Origin of the sequence: Mycobacterium sp. Root135 (genome assembly GCF_001426545.1) — a bacterium.
GTDB lineage: Bacteria > Actinomycetota > Actinomycetes > Mycobacteriales > Mycobacteriaceae > Mycobacterium.
In genome coordinates this window covers 1-24,077 of record NZ_LMEZ01000009.1, presented here as the reverse complement: position 1 = coordinate 24,077, position 24,077 = coordinate 1, and the positions used below count along the sequence as shown (strand labels likewise).

Annotated in this window: 23 protein-coding genes and 1 pseudogene; 16 read left to right on the top strand and 8 right to left on the bottom strand. The window is 67.2% G+C overall.

The features are described 5' to 3' along the window. The first annotated feature begins 38 nt into the window (after window positions 1-38). Window positions 39-1,265, top strand: coding sequence for an MFS transporter (locus ASD37_RS25785; RefSeq protein WP_056558433.1), 1,227 nt, complete (start codon window positions 39-41; stop codon window positions 1,263-1,265). Window positions 1,266-1,356: 91 nt separating this feature from the next. Here ASD37_RS25785 and ASD37_RS25780 read toward each other — a convergent pair whose 3' ends face one another. Further along, on the bottom strand, window positions 1,357-1,746 hold the full coding sequence (locus tag ASD37_RS25780) for a DUF5709 domain-containing protein (protein WP_056558431.1): 390 nt from the start codon (window positions 1,744-1,746) through the stop codon (window positions 1,357-1,359). Window positions 1,747-1,796: 50 nt separating this feature from the next. On the opposite strand from ASD37_RS25780, the gene ASD37_RS25775 reads away from it, so the two are divergent. The 6 genes from ASD37_RS25775 (at window position 1,797) to ASD37_RS25750 (ending at window position 5,548) form a co-directional block, all read left to right on the top strand. After that, window positions 1,797-2,474 (top strand): cutinase family protein, encoded by a 678-nt coding sequence (locus ASD37_RS25775; protein WP_056558428.1) that lies wholly within the window; start codon window positions 1,797-1,799, stop codon window positions 2,472-2,474. 86 nt (window positions 2,475-2,560) lie between these two features. Beyond that, window positions 2,561-3,361, top strand: coding sequence for an alpha/beta hydrolase (locus ASD37_RS25770; protein WP_056558425.1), 801 nt, complete (start codon window positions 2,561-2,563; stop codon window positions 3,359-3,361). Next, the gene (locus ASD37_RS25765) at window positions 3,358-3,948 is read left to right on the top strand and encodes a TetR/AcrR family transcriptional regulator (RefSeq protein WP_056558422.1); all 591 of its coding nucleotides are present in this window, start codon (window positions 3,358-3,360) and stop codon (window positions 3,946-3,948) included. The genes ASD37_RS25770 and ASD37_RS25765 overlap by 4 nt, the downstream gene beginning before the upstream one ends. Beyond that, complete coding sequence (locus tag ASD37_RS25760) at window positions 3,948-4,592, top strand: VOC family protein (RefSeq protein ID WP_056558419.1); 645 nt, start codon at window positions 3,948-3,950, stop codon at window positions 4,590-4,592. Before ASD37_RS25765 ends, ASD37_RS25760 begins: the two co-directional genes overlap by 1 nt. After that, the gene (rnhA, locus tag ASD37_RS25755) at window positions 4,589-5,065 is read left to right on the top strand and encodes a ribonuclease HI (protein WP_056558416.1); all 477 of its coding nucleotides are present in this window, start codon (window positions 4,589-4,591) and stop codon (window positions 5,063-5,065) included. The genes ASD37_RS25760 and rnhA overlap by 4 nt, the downstream gene beginning before the upstream one ends. A gap of 51 nt (window positions 5,066-5,116) precedes the next feature. Further along, window positions 5,117-5,548 carry a VOC family protein gene (locus ASD37_RS25750; protein WP_056558413.1) on the top strand — a complete coding sequence of 144 codons (432 nt, stop codon included), beginning with the start codon at window positions 5,117-5,119 and terminating at the stop codon, window positions 5,546-5,548. Between the two features lie 9 nt (window positions 5,549-5,557). Here the strand turns inward: ASD37_RS25750 and ASD37_RS25745 are convergent, their stop codons facing one another. Together ASD37_RS25745 and ASD37_RS25740 are read right to left on the bottom strand one after the other, a co-directional pair. Next, a complete protein-coding gene (locus tag ASD37_RS25745) occupies window positions 5,558-7,189 on the bottom strand; it encodes an NAD(P)/FAD-dependent oxidoreductase (protein ID WP_056558409.1) in 1,632 nt (543 codons plus the stop codon). Window positions 7,190-7,207: 18 nt separating this feature from the next. Next, window positions 7,208-8,152: an alpha/beta hydrolase gene (locus tag ASD37_RS25740; RefSeq protein WP_056558406.1), complete on the bottom strand. Its 945-nt coding sequence runs from the start codon at window positions 8,150-8,152 to the stop codon at window positions 7,208-7,210. 191 nt (window positions 8,153-8,343) lie between these two features. Here ASD37_RS25740 and ASD37_RS25735 point away from each other — a divergent pair, with 191 nt between their 5' ends. Next, window positions 8,344-9,075 (top strand): SDR family NAD(P)-dependent oxidoreductase, encoded by a 732-nt coding sequence (locus ASD37_RS25735; protein ID WP_056558403.1) that lies wholly within the window; start codon window positions 8,344-8,346, stop codon window positions 9,073-9,075. A 17-nt stretch (window positions 9,076-9,092) separates the two neighbouring features. Here ASD37_RS25735 and ASD37_RS25730 read toward each other — a convergent pair whose 3' ends face one another. Then, window positions 9,093-10,823: a sigma-54-dependent Fis family transcriptional regulator gene (locus ASD37_RS25730; protein ID WP_156721108.1), complete on the bottom strand. Its 1,731-nt coding sequence runs from the start codon at window positions 10,821-10,823 to the stop codon at window positions 9,093-9,095. A 158-nt stretch (window positions 10,824-10,981) separates the two neighbouring features. Here ASD37_RS25730 and ASD37_RS25725 point away from each other — a divergent pair, with 158 nt between their 5' ends. Genes ASD37_RS25725 through ASD37_RS25715 form a run of 3 tightly spaced genes read left to right on the top strand, consistent with a single transcriptional unit; the run spans window position 10,982 to window position 14,693 of the window. Continuing rightward, window positions 10,982-12,502, top strand: coding sequence for an NAD-dependent succinate-semialdehyde dehydrogenase (locus tag ASD37_RS25725; RefSeq protein ID WP_082570426.1), 1,521 nt, complete (start codon window positions 10,982-10,984; stop codon window positions 12,500-12,502). After that, on the top strand, window positions 12,499-13,764 hold the full coding sequence (locus ASD37_RS25720; protein ID WP_056558399.1) for an iron-containing alcohol dehydrogenase: 1,266 nt from the start codon (window positions 12,499-12,501) through the stop codon (window positions 13,762-13,764). Before ASD37_RS25725 ends, ASD37_RS25720 begins: the two co-directional genes overlap by 4 nt. Further along, a complete protein-coding gene (locus tag ASD37_RS25715; RefSeq protein ID WP_235568556.1) occupies window positions 13,761-14,693 on the top strand; it encodes a 3-hydroxyacyl-CoA dehydrogenase in 933 nt (310 codons plus the stop codon). Before ASD37_RS25720 ends, ASD37_RS25715 begins: the two co-directional genes overlap by 4 nt. Here the strand turns inward: ASD37_RS25715 and ASD37_RS25710 are convergent. Further along, window positions 14,690-15,892 carry an MFS transporter gene (locus ASD37_RS25710; protein ID WP_056558393.1) on the bottom strand — a complete coding sequence of 401 codons (1,203 nt, stop codon included), beginning with the start codon at window positions 15,890-15,892 and terminating at the stop codon, window positions 14,690-14,692. The genes ASD37_RS25715 and ASD37_RS25710 overlap by 4 nt on opposite strands. Further along, window positions 15,889-16,731: a MurR/RpiR family transcriptional regulator gene (locus ASD37_RS25705; protein WP_156721107.1), complete on the bottom strand. Its 843-nt coding sequence runs from the start codon at window positions 16,729-16,731 to the stop codon at window positions 15,889-15,891. The genes ASD37_RS25710 and ASD37_RS25705 overlap by 4 nt, the downstream gene beginning before the upstream one ends. Window positions 16,732-16,857: 126 nt before the next feature. Between ASD37_RS25705 and ASD37_RS25700 the strand changes: the two genes are divergently transcribed. From ASD37_RS25700 to ASD37_RS25680, 5 genes are read left to right on the top strand one after another with little or no spacing between them, the layout of a single operon-like run. After that, the gene (locus ASD37_RS25700) at window positions 16,858-17,412 is read left to right on the top strand and encodes a tripartite tricarboxylate transporter TctB family protein (RefSeq protein WP_056558388.1); all 555 of its coding nucleotides are present in this window, start codon (window positions 16,858-16,860) and stop codon (window positions 17,410-17,412) included. Window positions 17,413-17,414: 2 nt separating this feature from the next. Then, window positions 17,415-18,995, top strand: coding sequence for a tripartite tricarboxylate transporter permease (locus ASD37_RS25695; protein ID WP_082570424.1), 1,581 nt, complete (start codon window positions 17,415-17,417; stop codon window positions 18,993-18,995). Next, window positions 18,992-19,993, top strand: a complete 1,002-nt coding sequence (locus ASD37_RS25690) for a tripartite tricarboxylate transporter substrate binding protein (protein WP_056558385.1) — start codon at window positions 18,992-18,994, stop codon at window positions 19,991-19,993. Before ASD37_RS25695 ends, ASD37_RS25690 begins: the two co-directional genes overlap by 4 nt. Window positions 19,994-19,995: 2 nt before the next feature. Further along, entirely contained in the window at window positions 19,996-20,601 is a 606-nt protein-coding gene (locus tag ASD37_RS25685; RefSeq protein WP_200960001.1) for a methyltransferase, read from the top strand. Window positions 20,602-20,656: 55 nt separating this feature from the next. Continuing rightward, entirely contained in the window at window positions 20,657-21,298 is a 642-nt protein-coding gene (locus ASD37_RS25680; RefSeq protein ID WP_056558380.1) for a hypothetical protein, read from the top strand. Between the two features lie 18 nt (window positions 21,299-21,316). On the opposite strand, the gene ASD37_RS25675 is transcribed toward ASD37_RS25680, so the two are convergent. Together ASD37_RS25675 and ASD37_RS25670 are read right to left on the bottom strand one after the other, a co-directional pair. Beyond that, window positions 21,317-23,584: an ATP-dependent DNA ligase gene (locus tag ASD37_RS25675; protein WP_056558377.1), complete on the bottom strand. Its 2,268-nt coding sequence runs from the start codon at window positions 23,582-23,584 to the stop codon at window positions 21,317-21,319. Between the two features lie 45 nt (window positions 23,585-23,629). Further along, window positions 23,630-24,046 (bottom strand): annotated as a pseudogene (locus ASD37_RS25670) (HNH endonuclease signature motif containing protein); the annotation flags it as partial. Window positions 24,047-24,077: the final 31 nt, after the last annotated feature.

Sequence of the window (24,077 nt, the reverse complement as noted above, 5' to 3'; positions counted from 1 at the left end):
GTTTGATGAAAGGCATAAGTGCGTCTACCGTTGTCCTGGTGACACGTTCTCTTGCTCGACCGTCCGTCCCCATGTCCGTGGTGTCGCCGCCACCGTCGGTGCGCTGGCTCGCCGTGATGGCGCTTGCCATCGGCAGCTTCGCCATCGGAACCACCGAGTTCGTGGCCATGGGCCTGCTGCCCGACATCGCCGCGAGCCTCGGTATCACCGAGCCCATCGCGGGCCACGTCATCTCCGCGTACGCCCTCGGCGTCGTCGTCGGCGCCCCGGTCATCGCCTCGCTGACCGCGCACCTGCCCCGCAAGGCCCTGCTCCTGGGCCTGATTGCGCTGTTCACCCTCGGCAACCTGGCCAGCGTGCTGGCGCCGAGCTACGAGACCCTGATGGCCGCCCGCTTCGTCTCCGGCATCCCGCACGGTGCCTTCTTCGGCATCGCCGCCCTGGTCGCCGCCCACCTGATGGGCCCGAAGAACCGCGCCAAGGCCGTCGCACACGTGATGAGCGGCCTGACCGTGGCGACGGTGCTCGGCGTCCCTCTCGCATCCTTCCTCGGCCAGCACTTCGGCTGGCGCAGCGCCTTCGGCCTGGTCGTCGTGATCGGTCTGGGCACGCTCGTCGCCATCTGGCACTGGCTGCCCGACCTGAAGTCGATGCACGTCACCAGCGCCCTGACCGAGCTCAGCGCTCTGCGTCGCCCCCAGGTGTGGCTCGCGCTGGTGCTCGGCATGGTCGGCTTCGGCGGCATGTTCGCCGTCTACACCTACGTGGCCACGACCCTGACCGACGTGTCGGGCCTGTCCCGCGGACTGGTTCCGCTCGGGCTGATGACGTTCGGCGTCGGCATGGTCGTCGGCAACCTGGTCGGCGGCAAGATGGCCGACATCTCGGTCGTCAAGGCGCTGTACGCCTCGCTGATCTCCCTCGGCGCGATGCTGGCCCTGTTCGTCTGGCTCGTCCACAACCCGTGGACGGCGCTGCTCGGCCTGTTCCTCATCGGGGCCTCCGGCTCGGCCATCGGACCGGCACTGCAGACCCGACTGATGGACGTCGCCCACGGCGCACAGACCCTGGCGGCGGCGCTGAACCACTCCGCGCTCAACATCGCCAACGCGGCGGGCGCCTGGATCGGCGGCCTGGTGATCGCGGCGGGATACGGCTACACCGCACCCGCGGGCGCCGGCGCCTTGCTGGCCGTCGCAGGCCTCGTCGTGCTGACCATCTCGGTACTGCTGCAACGCTGGACGGAGCGCTCCAATGTCAGGTAATCGCGGATGGCACGTCAACGTTCACGTGCTCGGCCTTCGACTCACCTTCACGGTGCGGCCGTGGCGCGGGCTCGTCGGCGCCGCGCGCTAACTAGTCGTCGTCGGCGATCGGGTCGTCCTCGTCGATGACGTGGATCGCTGCTTCTTCTGCGGACGCGGCACCCCCGTCGATTCCGACTTCGCGACCAATCAGATCGGACTCGGTGTCGGCACCGAAGCCCTCGTCGGGCGCGACCAACCGGCCCGAGCGCCGATCGCCCACCTCGTCGTCACCGGCCTGCTCGTCGGGGTCGTCGAGCTGCATGGCCGGATCGGGCTCCTCCTCCGACAGGAGTTCGTCGAGGGTCTCGTTGTCCCTGGGCTCCTTCCACCGGTCTGGTGGTGAGTAACCCTCGTCGAGCAGATCGTCGACGCCCCTGTCGACCAGGGTGTCCTCCTCGGTCAGCTGGTCGCCGTCGGCATCGGTGTAGTCACTGCTCATCGCACAACGATGTCACAGAAGCCAATCCCGATCTGTGTCAGTCTGGATTCATGACTGCACGCCACCTCGCCGGGCTGACCGGCGCCGCGTTCGCCCTTGCCGCCAGCTTCCTCGTCGTCCCCACGAGCGGCGCGCCGATCGCGTCGGCCGCCCCGTGCCCCGACGTCGAGGTGGTGTTCGCACGCGGCACGTTCGCACCGCAGGGCCTCGGCGGCATCGGCCAGGAGTTCGTCGACGCCGTGCGCGCCAAGGTCGGCGCGAAGTCGGTCGGCGTGTACGCCGTCGTCTATCCGGCGAGCACCAACTTCCCGACCGCCGTGGACGGCATCCGCGACGCGGCGAACCACATCGAGGGCATGGCGGCGTCGTGCCCCGACACCAAGATGGTGCTCGGCGGTTACTCCCAGGGCGCGGCGGTGGTCGGCTTCGTCACCGCGAACGCGGTGCCCGGTGGCGTCGACCCGGCCGACGTGCCAAAGCCGATGCCCGCCAGCGTCGCCGACCACGTGGCAGCCGTGGCGCTGCTCGGGACGCCCGACACCAAGTTCATGGACATGATCGGCCAACCCCCGGTGACCGTCGGACCCCTATACGCGGGCAAGACGATTCAGCTGTGCGCACCGGGCGATCCGATCTGTTCCGACGGCGACGACGGCGCCGCGCACACCAGCTACACGAAGATCGGCTTGACCGACGAGGCTGCCGCCTTCGTGGCGAGCAAGGTCTGAGCGCGCCGGAAATAATTTCTGCCCCGTCCCGGTTCTTGACGTCACGACAGTTATGTAACGTCGTTCCATAAGAGACAGGACCCGCCATGCCCAACGTCGTCTTCATCCACGGACTGTGGATCTCCCACACCGCCTGGCAGCCGTGGATCGAACGCTTCGCCGCGGCCGGCCACCACGCGATCGCCCCCGCCTGGCCAGGTGAGCGTGAAACGGTCGAGGAGACCCGGCTCGACCCCGGCGACCAGGCAGGTGTCGGCATCGAGGACCTCACCGAGTACTTCGCCGGAATCCTCGAGCAGTTCGACACCCCGCCGGTGGTGATCGGGCACTCCTTCGGCGGCCTGATCGCCCAGAAGTTGTTGGGACAGAACAAGGCCGCGGCCGCGGTCGCCGTCGACCCGGCCCCCATCAAGGGCGTCAAGCCGTTGCCCGTCGCCCAGTTGCGTTCCGCCTTTCCCGTACTCGGCAACCCGCTCAACCGCGGACGCGCCAAGGGTCTCACCGAGGCGCAGTGGCGCTACGGCTTCGGCAACGCGCTGACCGTCGAGGAGTCCGACGCCCTGTGGCGGCAATGGTCCATCCCGTCGCCGGGCAAGCCGTTGTTCGAAGCCGCGGTCGCGAACTTCGCGCCCGGCTCCCCGGCCAAGATCGACACCGCCAATGCCACCCGGGGTCCGCTGCTGATCACCGGCGGCACAGCCGACCACACCGTTCCCCTGGTGTCCACCAAGGCAACTCACCGGCTGTACGGGAAGTCCGCCGCCGTCACCGACTTCCACGAATTCGAGGGCCGCGGACACTCGCTCACCATCGACGAGGGTTGGCGCGACGTCGCCGACGTCACCCTGACGTGGTTGGCAGACCGAGGAGTCACCGCGAAGTCATGAGCACGCCCCCGGTCCGCCGCCGCACCGCCAGCCACGAGGTCTCGGCCGCGCTCCTTCGCGCGGCCGAGACCGTGCTGGATCGTGACGGCAGCGACGGGGTGACCATCCGCGCCGTCGCGCTGGCCGCCGAGGTGTCACCGACCAGCGTGTACAACAGGTTTCAGAGCAAGGACGGGTTGATCGTCGCGCTGGCCATGCGGACGTTGACCCAACTCGCCGAGGCCATCGACGTCCCGGTGGATCTCGCGCCGCAGGAGCGCTTTCGCCAGTCCTGCCGCAACTACCGGGACTTCGCGCTCCGCCATCCCGCGCGGTACTCCCTGATCTTCGGGTCGGGCAGCCCGCTCGAAGACCAGTCGTCGGAGGTGGCCGACGCAGGCCGGGCCGTCTTCACCATCCTGTCCGGGTTGATAGGTGCGTTCAAAACCGTTGTCAACGACGGTGACCTGGCCGAGTCGGCCCAGATCGTCTGGGCCGCAATCCACGGCTCGGTCACCATCGAACAGGCGGGCATCGGCCAGACACCGGATCTGGGCAGTACCTTCGAGCGCGTGCTCGATCTCCTCACCGATGGCCTGACGGCGTAATGGACGCCGCGACAGTCACCGTCGCCGAGTTCCACGTCGCCGACCCGCCTGAGTCTTGGACCCGGGCCGGCTTCACGGTCGACGCCGATGCCGTGTGCCGCATTGGTGGCGTCGGCATCCGCCTGGTCGGACCGGAGCACGGCACCGGCATCGTGGTGTGGTCGCTGCGCGGCGTGCCCACGGACGTGCACGAGGTCGACGGCGTGCCGACCACGACGACGGACGGGCCCCCGGTCACGCCCGCGACGCACCCCAACGGCGCCTCCTCCGTCGACCACGTCGTGCTGCTGTCCCCCGATCTGGCGCGGACGGTCGCCGCGCTGGCCGCCCTCGGGGTGCGACCCCGTCGGGAACGGGACGGCGAACTGGGCGGGCAGCCGATCCGCCAGATCTTCTTCCGCCTCGGCGAGGTGATCGTCGAGCTCGTGGGTGCGCCGCATGCCGCGGGCGACGGTCCGTCCACCCTGTGGGGGATGACGTACGTCGTCGACGACGTGGAGGCGACGGCCGAGGCGTTCGGCGACCGCACCTCTCCGGTCAAGGACGCCGTTCAACCGGGACGCCGGATTACCACGCTCCGACATCGCGAATTCGGAATGTCGGTACGGACGGCGCTGATCTCGCCGCATATCCTCGGCGGATGACCGAGACCGCGGACCCCGTCGTGATCCACACCGACGGCGGTTGCCGACCCAACCCGGGGCCCGGCGGCTGGGGGGCCGTGCTGCGCCACCGCGGGCACGTCCGCGAGATGTTCGGCGGCGAGCCGACCGACACCAGTAACAACCGGATGGAGCTGACGGCGCCGATCATGGCACTCGAGGCACTCACCAGACCCGTTCTGGTGCACCTCTACACCGACAGCACCTACGTCCGCAGCGGCATCACCAAGTGGGTTCTCGGCTGGGAACGCAACGGCTGGCTGACCTCGGCCAAGCAGCCGGTCAAGAACGTGGACCTGTGGAAGCGGCTGCAGGCGGCCTGCGCGGTGCACGAGGTCGAATGGTTCTGGGTCAAGGGTCATTCCGGAGTCGCCGACAACGAGCTGGCCGACGTCCTCGCCACCAGGGGCATGGAGCAGGCGATCGCCGAACCCCGGGTTGTGACCAAAGCCTGACTCCGGTGGCCCGGCTGCGGCCTGCCCACCCGGTGTGGGTACAACTACGGCATGGCCCTCATCGACAGCTCCGGCTTCCACCACGTTCGCCTCACCGTCACCGACATCGCACGGTCGAAGAAGTTCTACGACGAGGTGTTCGGCTGGCCGGTTGCCATCGACGCGTCCGACTCGGTGGACGAACCCGGTGTGAAGGAGTCGCCGGAGAAGTTCTACGGCGGCGTGGTCTACCAGACCCCGCAGGGCACCCTCTTTGGGCTGCGGCCCGTCGGTGACTGCGAATTCGATTCCACGCGAACCGGTCTGGATCATATCGGCTTCGCCGTGGCGGACCGCGCGGCGCTCGAGGCCGCGCGGTCCGCACTGCGTGACGCTGGCGTCACGCACGGAGACGTCGTCGACCTGACCGACGCAGGCATCGCCATCCTGTCGTTCCAGGATCCCGACGACATCAACGTCGAGCTGACCGCGCCGCTGTCGTAGCCGGCCCGGTCAGGTGACCGGCTCGGCAACGCGACTCGGAGCCCGCATCGCTTCGTAGCCCGACTCCTCCAGTTCGCGGCAATGCTGCTGGTACACCTGACCGCCACCCATGTAGACCAGGAAGGCCTCGGGCTTACCCGGTACGTTCTCGCCGAGGAACCAGGCCTTGGCCTTCTTGCCCTCCGTGTACATCACCGTCGCCTTGCCGGTGCGCTCGGTCTCCCCGGCCCACCAATCCTCCGACTCCTGCGTGGCCTCGAAGACGTCGACGTCGTTGTCCCTGGCCCAGCGCAGGGCACGCTGTAGCCACTGGGCGCCGAGCTGAATCGGCACCACCAGGTTCGAGTACGGCGTCTGCGGCCCGAGCGACATGAAGAAGTTCGGGAAACCGTGCACGCCGATGCCGAGGTTGGACTTCAGACCGTCCCGGTTCCACCTGTCCCGCAGCGTGATTCCGTCGCGGCCGATGATGTCGATGTTGGTGAGCGTTCCGGTCATCGCGTCGAAGCCGGTGGCGAAGATCAGCACGTCGAGCTCGTACTCGGTGTCGCCGACGCGCACGCCCGTCGGGGTGATCGCGGTGATCGGCGTGGACGCGGTGTCGACCAGGCGGACGTGGTCCAGGTTGAACGCGTGATAATAACCGTGGCCGGTGGGAACGCGCTTGCCGTTGAACGAGTATGTCTTCGGGCTCAACAGGTCGGCGGTGGCCGGGTCCTTCACGATCTCGCGAATCTTGGACCGAATGAACTCCGAGGCCAACTCGCTGGCGGCGTGGTTGGTCGCGAGGTCGTTGAAGCACTCGTTCGCGAAGTGGAAACCGCCCTCGTTCCACTTGCTCTCGAAGATGCTGCGACGCTGCTCATCCGAGACTTCCAGCGCACCGCAGCGGGCGGGCTCCATCGCGACGCCGAACGGGTGTTTGGCGGCCTTTTCGTAGATCGCGTCGTAGTTGTCCCTCAACCACGCCATGTCCGCTTCGGTGACGGCGTCGTTGGTGGTCTCCACCACGAAGTTCGGGGTGCGCTGAAAGACGACGAATTCGTCGACGAGCGGGGCGATCTCGGGCACGATCTGGATTCCCGATGCGCCGAGCCCGATCAGACCGACGCGCTTGCCAGCCAGGTCGACGCCGTCCCGGGGCCAGTACGCGGTGTGGTACTTCTCGCCCGCAAAGGTGTCGATGCCGGCGATGTCGGGAAAGATCGGCTGCGACAGCACGCCCATGCCGCTGATCAAGTACTTGGCCACCACGGGTGCGCCGCCGTCGATCTCCACCGTCCACGTGTTGTCGACCTCGTCGTAGCGCGCGGACTGCACACGCGTGTTGAGCCTGATGTCACGGCGCAGGTCGAGCCGGTCGGCGACGAAATTGAGGTAGGACAACACTTCTCGTCCTGCCGGGTAGCGCTGCGACCAGGACCACTCGTCGCGGACCTCCTTGGAGAACGAGAAGGAGTAGTAGCTGTATTCACTGTCGGTCCGCACGCCCGGGTAGCGATTGGCCAACCACGTTCCACCGACGCCGTCCTGGGCGTCGAGAACCACGGTGTCCAGGCCGATCTCGCGGAGATGGTGCAGGATCGCCAGGCCGGAGAAGCCGGCCCCGATCACGATGGCGTCATGCGTTTCGATGCTCATGGTCGTTGTTCCTTCGGTTCAGACGGCGGCGGAGGGGGTGAGGTGCTGATGGGCTTTGGCGGTGCGGCGTGCGCGGTACCAGTCGGCGATGGCGGCGACACCCGCGTCGGCAGATGCCAAATTGCCTGCCTGTAGGGGGAACACGTGCTGCTCATCGTGCGCAACGTCGAACGTGACGTCCACGCCCGCCGCCCTGGCCAATGCCTCCAACCGAGTGGCGTCGGAGAAGAGCGATTCGGCGTCGGAGGCGGTGACGTACAGCGGTGGGAATCCGGCGAAGTCCGCGTAGAGCGGGTTCACCAGCGGATCGGTCGGGTCGGCACCACCGGAGAGGTAGCGATCGATGTTGCCCTGCAGTCCTTCTCGCGTGATCAGGAAGTCGGTGGCGTCGTTGGTCACCAGGGTCTCCCCCGTGTTCTCCATGTCCAGCCACGGCGAGACGGTCACGACGAGGCCCGGGGTGCGTCGGCCGTCACGCAGCATGCGCAGCGTGGTGGCGATGGCGATGCTGGCGCCGGCGCTGTCCCCGACGAAGGTGATGTCGGCCGGGTCGGTGCCACCGTCGACCAGCGCGTCGAACACCGCGGTCACGTCGTCGAGCTGGGCAGGGAAGGGATGCTCGGGGGCACGCCGGAAGTCGGCGACGAAGGCGTGGGCGCCGCAGGCCTTGGCGACGTGGCCGGCCAGCTTGCGGTGACTGGCCGACGATCCCAACGCGAAGCCGCCGCCGTGCAGGAAAACCAGCACCTGGCTGGGGTCGGCCGTTAGCGGCGTCACCAGAATTCCTGGGACACCACCCAATTCGGTGGTCTCATAGGTGACGTCGGACGGTTCGGTGGTGACGCGCTGCCAGTCCTCGAACAGCCACCGCATGAGCCGCAGTGACATGTCGGGATTGGCGATGAACTCCTCGGTCCACTCGGCGTACATCCGGCCCAGCGGATCGGTCGGTTGGATGGTCATTCGGCTCTCCTGATCTGGTCCACCGCGACTGTGACCTGCGGCACTGCAGCCAGTGTGGGTCGGGGTCGGGCGACCACCGGGTGGTGTCGCAAATTGACGCAGTGCTGTCTCACCGTGACGCACGTCACCTCGCGGCCCGTGCGTCACGTCAGGCTTCAGCCACCACGAACCACTGACGAGGGGATCCACCGATGAACCGTTTGGACGGCAAGATTGCACTGGTCACCGGCTCGTGCCGGGGCATTGGGCACGCCATCGCGGAGGCCTTCGCCAGGGAGGGCGCCACCACCATCGCGACCGGTCGGTCCAAGACCGACGAGTCGTTCGGGCCGCGTTCGGCGGGCATCGACTACCGCCAGTTGGACGTGTCCCAGGAAGACGACTGGGCAACGGTGATCGACGACGTGATCGACCGCTACGGACGCGTCGACGTCCTGGCCAACAACGCGGGCATCATCGCCTACCAGGCACTGCACGAACTCAGCGTCGCCGAATGGGAACGCGTCATCGCCACCAATCAGACCGGCACGTTCCTCGGCATGCGTTCGGTGATCCCACACATGGTGGGGCGACGCAGCGGCTCGATCGTCAACGTGTCGTCGATCTGGGGCAACGCCGCCGTGCCAGGCGCGCACGCCTATCACGCCACCAAGGGCGCGGTTCGCAACATGTCGAAGAGCGCCGCCATCAGCTACGCGAAGGACAACGTGCGGGTGAACTCGGTGCACCCCGGGTTCATCAAGACGCCGCTGACCGACGCTCAGGAGGTCGAGATCAACGACTTCGTCGTGTCGCACACTCCGATGGGCCGGCCGGGGCTGCCCGAGGAGATCGCCAACGGCGTGGTCTTCCTCGCCTCCGACGAGGCCAGCTTCGTCACCGGTTCGGAACTGGTGATCGACGGCGGCTACCTGGCGCAGTAGCTCAGCCGGCCGGCTTGCTAGCCAGAAAGGTTGTAGGTCTTGAGCTTTCGGTGGATCGTCGCGCGCGAGACACCGAGCAGCTCGGCTGCCTTGGACCGGTTGCCGCCTGCCTCCTGAAGGGCCCGGCGGATGGTCTCCATCTCGGTCCGCTCGATCATCGACCAGGAGCGGTGCGCCCTTAACGAATCGGGCAGCTGGTCGAGTTGCACCACACCGCGGGACCCCTCGGCCACCATCTGGGCGACCAACGTCCGAAGCTCGGCAAGATTCCCAGGCCACCCGGCAGCCTCCAACGCGCGGCGCGCGTCGTCGCCCAGCGTCAGGCGCAATCCCGGAGAGCGTTGGGCGGCAAAGGCATTCCACAACGCGGGGATGTCCGAGGACCGTTCCCGCAGCGGCGGCACCCAGACCATCGCCACGCCAAGCCGGGTGGCCATGGCCGCGGCCTCGGACTGCGTGGCGGCCGTCGCCGTGACGAGAACCGAGCCCAGGCCGGTGTTGGCCTCGATCAACGACCGCAGAGCGGCGAGCGCCCGAGGGTCGAGATGCTCCACCGCGCGGACCACCACCCGGGTCGGGCCTTCGACCGCATCGACGAGTTCCTGCAGCCACGCCTGGTCGCCGATGATCTGCCGCTGCGCGGTGTGCACCACCGCGACGTCGGGCTGTACCGAGCCCGGCCGGTACGGGCGGCCAAGGGCCAGTGAGGTCTTGCCGCTGCCCGGTTCGCCCGCGACGAGAAGTGCCGTGCGCGCGGAGATGTGCCTGCTGACGTGGTGGGCCACCCCCAGCCACGACTTGGTCTGGCCCACGAGCCCATCCGAGGCGGGCCTGCCATGACCGACCGTCACCCGTGGCGCAGGCCGCAGGGCCGCTACGACGCCCGCACCGGCGTCGAGCACCGTGGCGTCGACGGCCGTCGTACCAGTCGACAGCTCCGCGGTGAGGCGGGTCTCGTGCCGCAGCCCGGCGCACAGGTGGCCGATCAGGTCGACGTCGGTCTGGGTCAGTTCCCCGGCGCGCCTGCTCCGCATCGTCAGCCCGTCCGGACCGAACGCCACCACGGGTCCGTCGTGCCGCGCGGACGCGTCGAGGAAGGCAGCCAGCATGGCGCGCGAGCCCGGCTGCGCGGCGTCGAGGACGTGCTGTTGCAGTTGTGCGGCAAGTGAATTCGTCAACGGCAGCAGGAGTCCGCTACGTTCGTCGATCTTGGTCGACATGGTGACCGCGGCCAGCAGCTTGCCGGTGATGGGATGCCAGACCGGCGCACCGGTGCACAGCGCGTCGTGATAGACGTCGGCGAAGTGCTCGGCGCCGGAGATCTGCACGCTCCTGCCCGACGCGATCGCCGTGCCCACGCCGTTGGTCCCGACGGCGTCCTCGGCGAGTACGGCACCGCGCACCGTCCCGAGGCGGTCCAGCTGGTTCATCGCCGACGAGTCCAGCGACCACCGCTGCACGATGCGACCATGAGCGTCGGCGAGTAGCAGACCCATGCCCGAGCCGGCCAGATCCTCAGCGGCGCGGGCCATCGGGGCCTGAAACATCTCGAGCAGGTGGTTGTCGATCAGGTCCTCGTCGACGCGCGGGACGTCGCGGACGTTTCCCGGCGCACCCAGCGCGTTCTTCGACCGCAGCCACGATTCGAGGAGCCCCGCAGGCACCGCGCGATCGGGGTCCGAGGCAGTCAAGATTTCCGCCCGAAGCTCCTCGAGCCTCGAACCCCTTGGCCGTTCCGACACGGGCATCTCCTCACCTCACGCCTTCGGGAGGCCAATCGGCTAAATGCGATCTGGATCACAAATCCTAGACCTGATCCTGCGGGCCGAAGTCGGTCCCGCGTGCGACTGTCTCAAAAAGACGCAGTCGTATCCGGGGTCACATTCCCGTCTTAGCGTGATGAACCATGACGACGACGCTGGCCGGACCCCCCAACACCTCCATCGGCCCCGAGCCCGACACCGCGGTCGTACACGGCCATCGGGTGCCGACGGGATTGTTCATCGGAGGTGAATGGCGAACTGCCGGAGCGACATTCGCCGTCCTCGACCCCGCGACCGGCAATGAGATCGCCCAGATGTCCGACGGCGGACCCTCCGACGCGATCGCGGCCCTCGACGCGTCGGCCGACGCGCAGTCCCGGTGGCGACACGTCGCGCCGCGCGACCGTGCCGACCTGTTCACCCGCGCCCACGGCCTCCTGCTGGCGCGCGCCGCCGAGTTCGCCGACGTGATGACCGCCGAGAGCGGCAAGCCCCTGACGGAGTCGCGCGCCGAGTTCGCGCTGTCGGCGGAGTTCTTCCTCTGGTACACCGAGCAGATCGCCCACCTGCACGGCACGTGGGCGCCGGCGTCCCACGGCGGCTACCGCGTGATCACCACGCACCAGCCCGTCGGGCCAGCCCTGCTCATCACCCCGTGGAACTTCCCCATGTTGATGATCGCCCGCAAGGCGGGTGCCGCCCTGGCCGCCGGTTGCCCGGTCATCGTGAAGTCGGCAAAGGAAACGCCGCTCACGTGTGCCCTGTTCGTCGAAACCCTGCGCGAGGCAGGCTTTCCCAGCGGCGTGGTGAACCTCGTCCACACCACCGATTCGGGCCCGGTGTCGGCGGCCCTGATGGCCGACGAGCGCCTGCGCAAGGTGAGCTTCACCGGGTCGACCGGCGTGGGAGCCACCCTGTTGGAACAGGCCGCGCCCGGCATCATCAACACCTCGATGGAACTGGGCGGCGACGGACCGTTCATCGTGCTGGACGACGCCGACGTCGAACTCTCCGCCCAGCAAGCCGTCGTCTCCAAGTTCCGCAACGCGGGACAGGCGTGCGTCGCAGCCAACCGCATCATCGTGCACACCGACGTGATCGGGCAGTTCACCGAGCGGTTCGTCGAACTCACCAAGCAGCTGGTCGTCGGAAACGGGTTCGACGCGGGCGTCGACGTCGGGCCGATCATCTCCGAGCGCCAACGCGACACCGTCGTCGGCCTGGTCGAGACGCTGCGCGCGGCGGGTGCCGAACTGTTGGTCGGCGGGTCCGCCCACGACGGCGCGGGCTACTTCTTCGAGCCGACGGTGTTCCGCGTGCACGACCGCCCGGAAGAACTGTGCAGCCGAGAACTGTTCGCCCCCATCGCCACCGTGTACGAAGTCGGGTCGACGGCCGAGGCGATCGCCTTCGCCAACGACACGAAGTACGGGCTGGCGGCCTACGTGTTCACCAGGGATCTGTCCAGGGCCGTCGCCGTGAGCGAGCGGCTCGACTTCGGCATGGTCGGCGTCAACCGCGGCATCATGGCCGACCCCGCGGCGGCGTTCGGCGGCGTGAAGGCGTCCGGCCTCGGACGCGAAGGCGGACACGACGCCATCCACGACTACCTGGAACCGAAGTACCTCGCGCTCACCGTCAACGAGGAAGAAGGACTGTCATGACCAGCACGATCGCGTCGCCGATGCACACCGCCAACGACCTTGGCATTGGGCTGCTACGTCAGCCGTCGATGGTGTTGTTCGGGCCAGGGCAGCGCAGGCAGATCGCGCGTGTCGTGCAGGGGATCGCCGAGCGCGTCCTGATGGTCACCGACTCCCGGATGGCGGCCAGCGACGAGTTCGTGCAGATCGTCGACGCCGTTCGGGAACAGGGTGTTGCGGTGTCGGTGTACGACGGGACGGAGCCGGACCTGCCGCGCCGCAACGTCGTCGACGTTGTCGAGCGCTTCGGCGGCAGCTCCATCGGCGCGATCGTCGGCATCGGCGGCGGTTCCTGCATGGACCTCGCGAAGGTCGCATCGGTGGTGCTCACCCACGGCGGCGACGTTCGCGACTACTACGGTCAGTTCCTGGTCCCCGGGCCGGGAATCCCGGTGATCACCGTGCCCACCACCGGTGGCACGGGCGCCGAAGTCACCTGCATCTCAGTGGTCTTCGACGAGGAGCAGGGCATGAAGGTCGGGGTCGCGAGTCCGCACCTGGAGGCGTACGCGGCGATCGTCGACCCGGAGCTCACGCTGACCTGCCCGCCGGGCCTGACGGCGGCATCCGGCGCCGACGCCCTCTCCCACCTGATCGAGTCGTTCACCGGCCGGGCGAAGAACCCCGATGCCGACCAGTTGGCCACCACGCTGTACGCCGGCAAGAATCTGCTCGCAGACGTCTACGCCCGCAACGGCCTTGCGCTGCTCAACGACTCGCTGCCCGCCGTGGCCGCCGATCCGACGAACCTCGACGCGCGGTCCAACACGCTGTTCGGTGCCTACTGCGCGGGAATGGCGATCAACACCGCGGGAACCGCTGGCGCACATGCGATTCAGTCCCCCATCGGCAACCTCACCCACACCCCGCACGGCTTCGGGATCAGCGCCCTGTTGCCCTACGTCATGCGCTACAACCTGCCGACGAGGGTTCCGGAGTTCGCGGAGATCGGCCGCATCCTCGGTGTGGCCAACGCATCGGACCCCTTTGAGACCCAAGCACGGGCGGCCATCGAACGCATCGAGGCCATCCTCGAGACGCTTGGCGCGCCGTTGGATATCCGCACGCTCGGGCTCCAGCCGGCGGACTTCGGCTTCGTCGCCAAGCAGGCGATGCTGGCCACCCGGCTGACCGCCAACAACCCCCGCGAATTGACCGTGGAATCGGTGACGGCGATCCTCGAGCGCGGCTACGACGGCGACCGGAGCTGGTGGGAGCTGTGAGCACGCCGCCCGTGGCCGTCCTCGGCGCGGGGTCCATCGGGGTGTCGTTTGCGATCCTGTTCGCGTGCAGCGGTTTCGACGTCGCGGTGTACGACCCTTTCGACGACGCGCTTCCGCGGGCCGAGGCGGACCTCCGGGAGCGGCTATCGCAATTCACCGGCACCGAGGACGCCGCGGCGCTGGTCCGGTTCACGTCCGATCTCGACGTGGCGGTGACGGGCTCGGGGTTCGTCCAGGAGTGCGCGCCGGAGCGGGTCGAGCTGAAACGAGAATTGCTGCGGCAAGCCGCCACTCGGACCGGCGCCGACGTGCCGTTGGCAAGTTCGAGTTCGGCCATCGTGGCGAGCCGGATAGCCGACGGGCTCGACGCCGCGGTCGCGGAGCGCATCCTGGTCGGCCATCCGGGGAACCCGCCCTATCTGCTGCCCGTCGTCGAGGTGGTGCCGTCCCCCGTGACCTCCGATGCCATCACCGAGCGGGCAACCGAGGTGTATCGCGCCGCCGGGCTTCGGCCCGTTCTGGTGCGCCGCGAGGTCGAGGGCTTCCTGTTCAACCGTCTGCAGGGCGCACTGCTGAGGGAGGCGTACTGCCTGGTCCGCGACGGCGTGGCGAGCGTCGACGACGTGGACGAGGTGGTGCGCAGCGGGTTGGGCCGCCGCTGGGCGGTGATCGGTCCGTTCGAGACGTCCGACCTGAACACCCGCGGCGGCATCGAATCCCACGCCGCGAAGATGGGTCCGGCCTACGAACGCATGGGTGCCGAACGCGGACAACATGATCCGTGGACACCCGAGTTGGTTGCCGAGGTGACCGCGCAGCGCCGGGCGCTGGTGGACCTCGAGGACTGGGACGAGCGCGTCCGCTGGCGCGACGCTCAACTCATCCGAATGCGCCACGCGCTCGGCGCCGACCATCGGGGTGACGGTTAGACGTCGCCCGGTGGAGGCGTCGCACCATCCGTCTCGGAACGAGCCATGATGCCGATGGCCCCGAGCAGGAGCGCGGCGTTGGCCCAAAAGATCCCGAGCACGCCCAACGGAGCGGCGAAGGCCCCCACCGCGAGGGGGAGGGTGATTTGGGCGAGGCGGTTGCTCGTCAGCCGCATGCCGAGCGTTGCTCCGTGCGACGCCGGTGATGTCAGAGACGTGACCCACGCCATGGTCAGGGGTTGGGGTATGCCGAGGCCGAGACCCAAGCCGATCATGACGACTGCGGCGCCCCAAAGCCCAACGAACGGAAGCGCTATGAGCCCGACGACCGCTGCGCCGATCGAGGCGATGATGAGGACCTTGCGTCCAAAGCGGGCGACCAGTCGGCTCAGCCCGAACCGGCTCAGCACCGACACGGCGGCACGCAGGGCAAGTAGCAGACCGACGGCGGTGGCACTGATCCCCTGTTGGGTGGCCCAGACGGGAACGAACGCATACATCAGGTCGACCGTGACCAGAACCGCGCCGCTGACCATCAACGAGCGCCACATCTGAGGTGTCCTCAGCAGTTCTGCGACCCGCTCGGGTTTCTCGTCGCGCGCCACTCTGGCGTCGGTCAGACGTCGGTCGATCGGCCGCAGGATCAGGTACGCCGGCATCGGAACCAAAACTAGTGCGACGCAAGCGATCAGACCCACGGTCGTGTTGGGGCTATCCTGCCCGTCGAAGATCGTCAAGGACGCCAGCACGGTCACCAACGGCGGCCCGACGAGTTGCCCGATCGACGCCGCGGCGGTAAGGGTGCCGAACGCGGCGTCGCTGCCATGCCGGGCGCTGACGTTCGCGACGAACGTCTGCTGTCCCACCATGATCAGGATCTGACCGAAGCCGATGCACCCGGCGGAAACCAGTAACGGCCACTGCCCGGGAACCAGAAACCCGGTTGCGCAACCCACTGCGGCGATCGCCATGCCCGTCGTCGCCACCATCGTGCCGCCAATCCGGTCGGTCAACCGGCCGGCGGGTAGTGCGGCCAACAACGCGGGTAGCGCGAAGGCAGACGCGAGCAGGCCGAGAAAGAACGGATCGGCTCCAAGGGCAAGGGCGCGGTACCCGAGCATGAGGCGGACACCCGTCCACGACGCCTGCACCAGGCTCGCCTGCAGCCCGAGCGCCAGCTTCCAGCGCCCTTGCGTCACGGGCGCAACGGAATCTCACCCGTGCCGCCGAGCATCCGCGTCAGGTCGTCGATGCTGTCACGAGTCGCCTGATACCGGTCGGCGTCGAGGTGGAAGACGGCAAGCTGCAACGCGTAGCACAGCGCGATCGGAATCAACTGGGTCCGGTATTCGCTGTCGTCTCCGCGCCTGGCAGCCAACAGATGATCTGGACTGGGCCGAAACTTGTAACCCGGCACGTCGCTGATCAAGATCGTCTTCCCACCGCGCCGAGTTGCCTCGCCCATCAGCGTCGACAGCTGCTTGGGCGCTTCGCGAAGCGCAAATCCGATGAGCGTGCTGGTGTGATCGAACGACACGAAGCGTTCGGCGAGATCCTTCGGCGACGGACGCAGACTGACGACGGTCAATCCCAGCCTGCGCAACCGGCGGGCGAGCAACTCCATCGTGGGTCGTTCGTCGTTGCTGGACAACAGATATACGGTCCGCGTGGTGTTCAGAGTGCGTGCCGCCGCATCAAGATCTTCCTGAGACACGAAGCGCGACAACGAATTCATGGCGGCAACCTCGTCGCGAATGAACTCGTCGAGGTGGTGCCCGCTCTCACTACGCATCGGCGGCGCACTCGACGAGGGCGCGCCCCCCTCGTCGCGGCGGAGGTCGCTTCTGAGTTCCGGGTAGCCGCGGTAGCCCAGTTTCTTCGCAAGCCGGATGACGGTCGACTCGTGCGTCTGCGCCTTCTCGGCGACCTCGGCCGCGGGGACATGGGACATGTCCGCACCGAGAAGAACGTTCATCACGCGGTCCTCGGATGCGCTCAGCTTTACCTGGCTACTTGCGACCACTGCGCGAAAGCTCACGTCACTCCTTGATCTCGTTGTGATGATTGACACTACCCGACCAAAATGCAATCCTGTGCAAGATTGCAAGTTCGCCACTCAGGTCGAACTTCGGATTCTTCACGACAGGCAGAGAGGCGGACGACGATGCCGGTCTCAACGAAACAACCGAACCCCACCGGGCTCACCAGATTGGAGTGGTCGACGGCGGTCGTTGCCCTGGTGGGCGGCGCTGCGATCGCGCTGGTCGGCGCCTCGTACGGGCTGACGAACGTCACCGGTGTTGGCGCCGGCTTCTTTCCCACGGTCGCGGGCATCCTCGTCGCAGCTTCCGGCCTGCTGTGGCTGGTCCAACTCGAAGTCGCCCGCCGCGTGCACGTCGCCCCCAGCGACGATCTCGTCGAGATGGTCGACGAGGATTCCGAGGAAGCCGAGTTCCCGGACCGCGCCGGATGGGTGCGCGTCGGGATCATCGTCGCCTCGGTCCTGGGTGCGGCGCTCCTGCTTCCCGTCACCGGATACACGGTGACCATGACCTCGATGCTGGCCGTCGTGCTGTTCTTCGTCAGCAAGCGGCCCTGGTGGCTCGCCATCTTGGTCGGCGTCGGCGCCGCCGTCGTGTCTCGCCTGGTGTTCGAATCCTGGCTTGGCACAGAGCTTCCCGCATCGTCAATCGACTTCATCGCATCGCTGGGACTGTGACCATGGGCTTCGACGCACTCCTCGGCGGATTGATGAACGTATTCACCCCGCAGCACTTGTTGTTCGCGCTTCTCGGCTGCGTACTCGGCATGGTCGTCGGAGTACTGCCCGGCTTCGGCCCGGCAGCCGCCGTGTCACTGCTGATTCCCGTTACCTTCGGCCTCGACGCCACCACGGCCATCATCATGCTGGCCGCCATCCTCTACGGCGCAGCCTACGGCGGCACGACGACCGCTGTCCTGCTTCGAATTCCCGGCGAAGCGTCGTCGATCGCCACCACCATCGACGGCTACGAGATGGCGAAGCAGGGGCGCGGTGGCCCCGCCCTGGTGATCGCCGCGCTGGCCTCCTTCGTCGGCGGCCTGATCGGAGTCATCGGCTTCGTCGTGGTTGCGCCGTTCAGCCGCCTGGCCCTCGAATTCGGCGCCCCAGAGCTGTTTCTCGTCGCTCTGCTTGGCATGGCGCTCATCACCAGCTTCGCCGGCAACAACTTCCCCAAGGCGCTGCTGAGTGCAGGCTTGGGCCTCGCGATCGCCACCGTCGGTATCGACTCGGGCGTCGGCCTCCAACGATTCACCTTCGAGATGCCCGAGCTGTACGACGGCATCGGACTGGTCGCCGTCGTGATGGGCGTCTTCGGGCTCAGCGAGATCTTGGCCCAGGCACAGAAGGGTCCACTCGGGGTTCCGAAGCCGCTCACCGTCGGCAAGCTCTTCCCGAGTCGCCAGGACATGAGGCGCTCCTTCTTTCCGTTCCTGCGCGGATCGGTGATCGGCTTCTTCATGGGTCTGCTGCCCGGATCACCTGGCGCGGCAACGTCTCTGGCGTCCTACGCCACCGAGAAGCGTCTCTCCAAACGCAAGCGTGAATTCGGCAAGGGCGCCGTGGAGGGTGTCGCCGGACCCGAGGCTGCCAACAACTCGCTGTCGGTGTCCTCGATGATCCCGCTGTTCACACTGGGAATCCCGACGTCTGCGACAGTCGCCATCATGGCCGGCGCATTCACCATCAACGGCCTCATACCAGGGCCGCTGCTGTTCCGCGACAACCCCGACGTCGCGTGGACCATCATCGCGAGCTTCCTCGTCGGCAACCTGATCCTGCTCATCCTGAACGTCCCACTCGCCCGGGTGTGGATCGCCATCCTGCGCGTGCCGTTCTACTACCTGATGGCCGCGATCCTTGCGTTCATGTTCCTCGGCACCTACTCGATCAACGGCAGCACCTTCGACATCCTCGTCATGCTCGGCGCCGGCGTTGTCGGTTACCTGTTCCACCTGCTCAAGGTGCCGCTGACGCCTCTGGTCCTCGCACTCATCCTCGGTCCGATGCTCGAAGAGAACTTCCAACGCTCACTGGCACTTTCGCGTGGTGACTACGGAATCTTCACCAGCAGCCCGCTGAGCACCACTCTCGTCGCAGTCTGCGCGCTTGCCGTCGCCTTCGGCGCGATCCGGCCAGCGATCATCGCACTCCTCGAGAGGCGACGCCCACGAGTGCCGGTCGTACCCGCCGAATCCTCGGCACCGGCCGGATTCACAGAAGACCTCGAACCCCTCGCAACAAAGGAGACCGTGAAATGACCAGAGACTTCAGGGCGATCGGCGCCGCACTGACGGCGGCCGTGCTGCTCGCCGGATGTTCAGGCGGCTCCACGGGGAAGGAAGCGGCCGGCGAGTTCCCCAGGAAGGGCAGCACCATCGAGTGGATCGTGCCGTCCGCCGCGGGCGCGGGCAACGACATCCTGGCTCGAATCATGGCCCCCGCCATGCAGGATTCCCTCGGCGCCAACGTCAAGGTGGTCAACAAGGAGGGCGGCAGCCAAGTCATCGGCCTGAACTACGCCGCCAACGCCAAGCCCGATGGACACACGTTGGTGTACACGAACGTCCCGTCGATCCTGGGTCGGTATCTGGATCCGAGCAAGAAGGCCGGCTTCGATCGCGAAAGCTTCATGCCCATCGGATCATTCGCGTCGAACGCCATCGTCATCGGCGTCAACAAGAGCAGCCCGTACCGAAGTGTCAAGGACCTGTTCGCGGCGGCGAAGGCCAGCCCGGGAACGGTCACCGTCGGAACGGATTCACGAGGCGGCGACGACCACATCAACCTGCGCATCCTCGAAGACGCTCTCGGGCTGAAGTTCAACATCGTGCACTACAACAGCGGTTCGGAGAAGATCGCCGCCGTGGTTGCCGGCGAGACGGACTTCGCACTCGGCGGCATCTCGAGCTTCTTCGGTCAGTTCAAGTCAGGTGAGCTCAATCTCCTCACCGTCATTCAGGACGAGCCGAGCCCCTTCGTGCCGGACGTCCCCACGCTCTCCAGCCAGGGCTTCGAAGTTGACCCGATGAGCAACAACTTTGCGGTCTCCGTCCCCAAGGACACGCCCGCCGAGACCGTCGCCGTGCTTGAGGCTGCACTCAAGAAGGCCGAAGAGGATCCGGCCGTGCAGGCCAAGCTCGAGGCCTCCGGTACTCAGCCGGTCTGGGAATCGGGAGCCGACATCGAGAAGCTCTGGATCGACAAGGAAACCCAGATCAAGCCGATCATCACCGAACTGCTGCAGACGAACGGATGACCATGACCACGACTCAACTCAGCCACGACGTGCTCGAGCGGTTCGCCTCGGTGCCTGCGGCCAACGTCGGTGACGCCCAGGAGCGTTTCGGTATCGCCTCGGGCTTGGCCCCGATGTGGCCCGGCGCCAGGCTGGCAGGCCCCGCGCTGACCGTGTGGACCCGACCTGGCGACAACCTCTACGTCCATCACGCTCTCGACATCGCCCAACCGGGTGACATCATCGTCATCAACGGGCACGGCGATCTGAGCCGCGCGCTCATCGGCGATCTGATCGGGATCCGGGCCAAGTCGCTCGGCATCGGAGGGTTCGTCATCGACGGAGCGGTTCGCGACGCGGACGCCCTCCGCGATTGCGAAATGCCAGTGTTCGCAAGGGCTGTCACGCCGGCCGGCCCCTACAAACACGGTCCCGGCAGGTTGCAGCAGCCGGTCGCCATCGCGGGCGTCGTCGTGGTTCCTGGCGACATCATCGTCGCCGACGCCGACGGAGTGGTCGTCGTACAGCGGACTGAAGCCGAACGCGTGCTCGTCGATGCCGAGAAGATCGAAGCCGCCGAAGCGGAGAAGCGGCTCGCCTACGCCAGCGGGTTCCGTCGCACGTCCTAGTAGAGGCTTGGTAGAGAGCTGTCTCGCAACGCGCCGTGGCATCCTGGTAACCACGATGGCAGCGGAAACTGACTGGACCATACGTCCCCGCAAGGGGTTGGGCAGGCTCGAATTCGGCATGTCCCCGGCACAGGTGGATGCACTGTCGGCGACGTACGGCACCATCACGGGTCGCGGTGCCGATCGCGTCGACGATCACCTGCTACATGAGACGCTGGCGATGTTCGGCGACGCGTTGAGCGACGACGAGAAGCAGGCCTTCATCGCCGCGTACGCAGACAACGGCCCACCGGCAGACAGCGTGACCGAAACCCGCGGCGCCCTCGTGCTGAGGTACGACGCCGACCGCCTCTGCGAGATCATGCCCGCCGGCCCGCGACACCCGCTGTTCCTCGACGGCAGGGACGTCTTCGCGCTACGCGGTCTCGAACCACTTGAGTTGATGGAGCGGCTGAACGAAGGCCCCGGACGCTATGCCGACATCGAAGCGGCGTTCGACAACCTCGCCATCTCGGTGACCGGGTTCAGCGCCTGCGATTCGGCGACCGGTGTGCTGGCGCTGGATGACTCCGACGAGCGTTTCCAGGAACGGACGGCGACCTTGCGGGAAATCCCTTATCGCCCCGAGCAGGAGATGCACCGCTACGTTCTGCACTCGTTGGGGTCAGTCACCGATCGGCCGCCCCGGCACAACTGACATCCCACGCTGGCTGCTTTACTCTTCCCAGACCACCTCGTCAGGACTCTTGTCCGGGCGCAGGCCGCGCCAGCTGGGCTGACGGAGCCGACCGTCGGAGGTGCGCTCGCTGTACCGCACCTCCCCCACCAGCGTGGGCTCGACGAAGGTCACGCCCCTGGCGTCGAGGCTGGAAAGCCTGGTTTTGAAGGGGGATTCATCGGTGTGCAGCGGGGCGAGCGTCTTCTTCAGCGCCGCAAGGTCCTTGTCTGTGAACCCCGTCCCGACCCGACCCGCGAACGCCAGACCGCCACCCTCTGGCACGCCGATCATCAGTGCGCCAATCCCGCTGGTGCGGCCGCCCTCCCCCGCACGCCAACCACCGATCACCACCTCTTGCGTGAGCCACAGCTTGTCCTTGATCCACGACTGCGACCGTCTGCCTGGTTGATACGTCGAATCCCGCTTCTTCGCGACGACGCCCTCCCAGCGCTTCGCACGCGCGTGCTCAAGAGCCTCGGGTCCGTCACCACTCAGCTGCTCGGGCACAATCAGTCCGCCACCCTTGGCAAGCGTCTCGAGCAGCTTGCGCCGGTCGGAATATTTGGCGCGCAACAGCGATCGACCGTCGAGCTGCAGAATGTCGAAGGCCCAGAACTCGATTCGCGTCGACCGGGCCCGGTTCTGCATCAGACCGAAGTTCGGCACGCCTGCCTCGTCGAGTGCGACGACTTCGCCGTCCAGCGTGACGTGATGCTCGGCCAGGTCGGCCGCCAGCGCCTTCAGTTGCGGGTATTCACCGGTGACGTCACGGCCGCTGCGCGAATGTAGCGTCAGCGCGCCGTGGTCGGCGTCCACCAGCAGCCGGTAGCCGTCCCACTTGCCCTCGAACGCCCACACCGCCTTCGTCAGCCGCGACACCGAACCATGGGTGGCGAGCATGGGTTTGACGTCCTCGGGGGTGGGCTGCGGTTGCTCCTTCATCCGGTGCGCCAGCCAGTTCTTTCCGCCGGTCTGAATGAGGGCGTACCGCCCCGAGACCTTGCTTCCGTGCAGCGTGACGATGACTTCCCCGCCCTTGTCAGGCCCGTCGGGTGGGTTGTCGCGGAACTTCTCGGCCTCGTATGTGCCGGAATCCCAGACGACGACCTCACCACCGCCGTACTCGCCCTTGGGAATCGAGCCCTCGAAGCTGGCGTACTCCAGCGGGTGGTCCTCGGTGTGCACCGCCAGGTGGTTGACCGACGTCTTCTCTGGCAGGTTCTTGGGCACCGCCCACGACACCAGCACCCCGTTGCGCTCGAGTCGGAAGTCGTAGTGCAACCGCCGCGCGTGATGCTCCTGGATCACGAACGTGTCGTCGTTGCCCACGGTCGGCGACGTTTGCGGAACCGGTTCCCGCGTCTTGCCCGCGTCGCGCATGCTGCGGTAGGTCGTCAGCTTGTCGGGCAGCGGGACCAGGTCATCGAGCGGCTCGAGCAGATCACCTTGAGCGGCAACGCGTTCCAGCACTTCTTCGAAGCGCAGGTGCCGAAGGTCGGGGTCTTCTATTTCGTCCCACGTGCGAGGCGCGGCGACGGTGGGCTCGTCCCTGCCCCGCATCGAGTACGGCGCGATCGTGGTCTTGGCGGCGCTGTTCTGACTCCAGTCGACGAACACCTTGCCGGCGCGCAGGCTCTTGGTCATGGTCGCGGTGACCTGTTTGGGCATCGTCTTCTCGAGCTGCTGGGCGATGCGCTTGGCCAGCGTCGACGCACCGGAACTGCTGATCGGTTCCTGCAGCGGCACATACAGGTGCAGGCCCTTGCTGCCGCTGGTCACCGGGAAGGTGGTCAGACCGATGTCGGTGATCAATCCCCGCACCTCGTGGGCGACTTCGCAGAGTTGACGAAAGGTGACGTCCTCACCGGGGTCGAGGTCGAACACGATCCGCGTCGCCGGACCGGGCTCGGTTCCCACGAACCGCCATTGCGGGACGTGCACTTCCAGGGACGCCTGCTGCGCGAGCCAGGCCAGCCCCTCGCGGGTGTCGACGATCGGGTAGGTGGTGCTGCCCGACCTGTGGACGACGGTGCCGCGTTCGAGCCACTCCGGGGCCGACGACGCCAGTTGCTTCTCGAAGAAGTCCGACTCCCCCACCCCGTTGGGCCACCGCTTGCGGGTGACGGGCCGGCCCGCGATGTGCGGCACCATGACGTCGGCGATCGCGACGTAGTACTCGAAGATTTCGGCCTTCGTCGTGCCCGTGGCCGGATACAGCACCTTGTCGGGGTTGGTCAGCTTCACCCGCCCACTGCGCTCCACCACGTGACCGTATTACCCGCGACTTCCCGCGGGTGAACTTCCGGCCGGCTAGGCAGCGTTGGGTTCGGGTCCGCCGGGTCTGAGGCCGTCTTCGACGCCCAGTTCGTCCTGCTCGTCGTGCTCGTCCTCCGGTGGCCGGTAGAGCCGTTCGGGACGGTGGTAGTCGTTGACCCGGGCCTGGCCGGTGTCCAACGCCGGCGGTGGGATCCACTCCACGTCATGGTCGGCGTTGATCCGGGTGGACCACCCGCCCGGGCCGACCACCCGGTTGTCCGGCCCACACGCCAAAGCCAACTCGTCGACGTTCGTCTGTCCGCCGTCGGCCCAATCCCGGGCGGCGTGATGGACCTGGCTGCCGTAAGCAGGAACCGTGCACCCCGGCTTGGTGCACCCACCGTCGCGGGCGATCAGCATCAGCCGCTGCGCCCGCGACGCGGTGCGGCGGGCCCGGAACAGGTTCAGCGCCGGTGCGGCGGGCCCGGAACAGGTTCAGCGC

Excerpts from the sequence above, each read along its gene's own strand:
- ASD37_RS25695 (WP_082570424.1), top strand. The coding sequence starts at position 17,415 with ATGGGCTTCGACGCACTCCTCGGCGGATTGATGAACGTATTCACCCCG.
- ASD37_RS25740 (WP_056558406.1), bottom strand. The coding sequence starts at position 8,152 with ATGACCATCCAACCGACCGATCCGCTGGGCCGGATGTACGCCGAGTGG.
- ASD37_RS25780 (WP_056558431.1), bottom strand. The coding sequence starts at position 1,746 with ATGAGCAGTGACTACACCGATGCCGACGGCGACCAGCTGACCGAGGAG.
- ASD37_RS25725 (WP_082570426.1), top strand. The coding sequence starts at position 10,982 with ATGACGACGACGCTGGCCGGACCCCCCAACACCTCCATCGGCCCCGAG.
- ASD37_RS25700 (WP_056558388.1), top strand. The coding sequence starts at position 16,858 with ATGCCGGTCTCAACGAAACAACCGAACCCCACCGGGCTCACCAGATTG.
- rnhA (WP_056558416.1), top strand. The coding sequence starts at position 4,589 with ATGACCGAGACCGCGGACCCCGTCGTGATCCACACCGACGGCGGTTGC.
- ASD37_RS25690 (WP_056558385.1), top strand. The coding sequence starts at position 18,992 with ATGACCAGAGACTTCAGGGCGATCGGCGCCGCACTGACGGCGGCCGTG.
- ASD37_RS25745 (WP_056558409.1), bottom strand. The coding sequence starts at position 7,189 with ATGAGCATCGAAACGCATGACGCCATCGTGATCGGGGCCGGCTTCTCC.
- ASD37_RS25760 (WP_056558419.1), top strand. The coding sequence starts at position 3,948 with ATGGACGCCGCGACAGTCACCGTCGCCGAGTTCCACGTCGCCGACCCG.
- ASD37_RS25730 (WP_156721108.1), bottom strand. The coding sequence starts at position 10,823 with ATGCCCGTGTCGGAACGGCCAAGGGGTTCGAGGCTCGAGGAGCTTCGG.
- ASD37_RS25685 (WP_200960001.1), top strand. The coding sequence starts at position 19,996 with ATGACCACGACTCAACTCAGCCACGACGTGCTCGAGCGGTTCGCCTCG.
- ASD37_RS25720 (WP_056558399.1), top strand. The coding sequence starts at position 12,499 with ATGACCAGCACGATCGCGTCGCCGATGCACACCGCCAACGACCTTGGC.
- ASD37_RS25680 (WP_056558380.1), top strand. The coding sequence starts at position 20,657 with ATGGCAGCGGAAACTGACTGGACCATACGTCCCCGCAAGGGGTTGGGC.
- ASD37_RS25775 (WP_056558428.1), top strand. The coding sequence starts at position 1,797 with ATGACTGCACGCCACCTCGCCGGGCTGACCGGCGCCGCGTTCGCCCTT.
- ASD37_RS25735 (WP_056558403.1), top strand. The coding sequence starts at position 8,344 with ATGAACCGTTTGGACGGCAAGATTGCACTGGTCACCGGCTCGTGCCGG.
- ASD37_RS25750 (WP_056558413.1), top strand. The coding sequence starts at position 5,117 with ATGGCCCTCATCGACAGCTCCGGCTTCCACCACGTTCGCCTCACCGTC.
- ASD37_RS25765 (WP_056558422.1), top strand. The coding sequence starts at position 3,358 with ATGAGCACGCCCCCGGTCCGCCGCCGCACCGCCAGCCACGAGGTCTCG.
- ASD37_RS25770 (WP_056558425.1), top strand. The coding sequence starts at position 2,561 with ATGCCCAACGTCGTCTTCATCCACGGACTGTGGATCTCCCACACCGCC.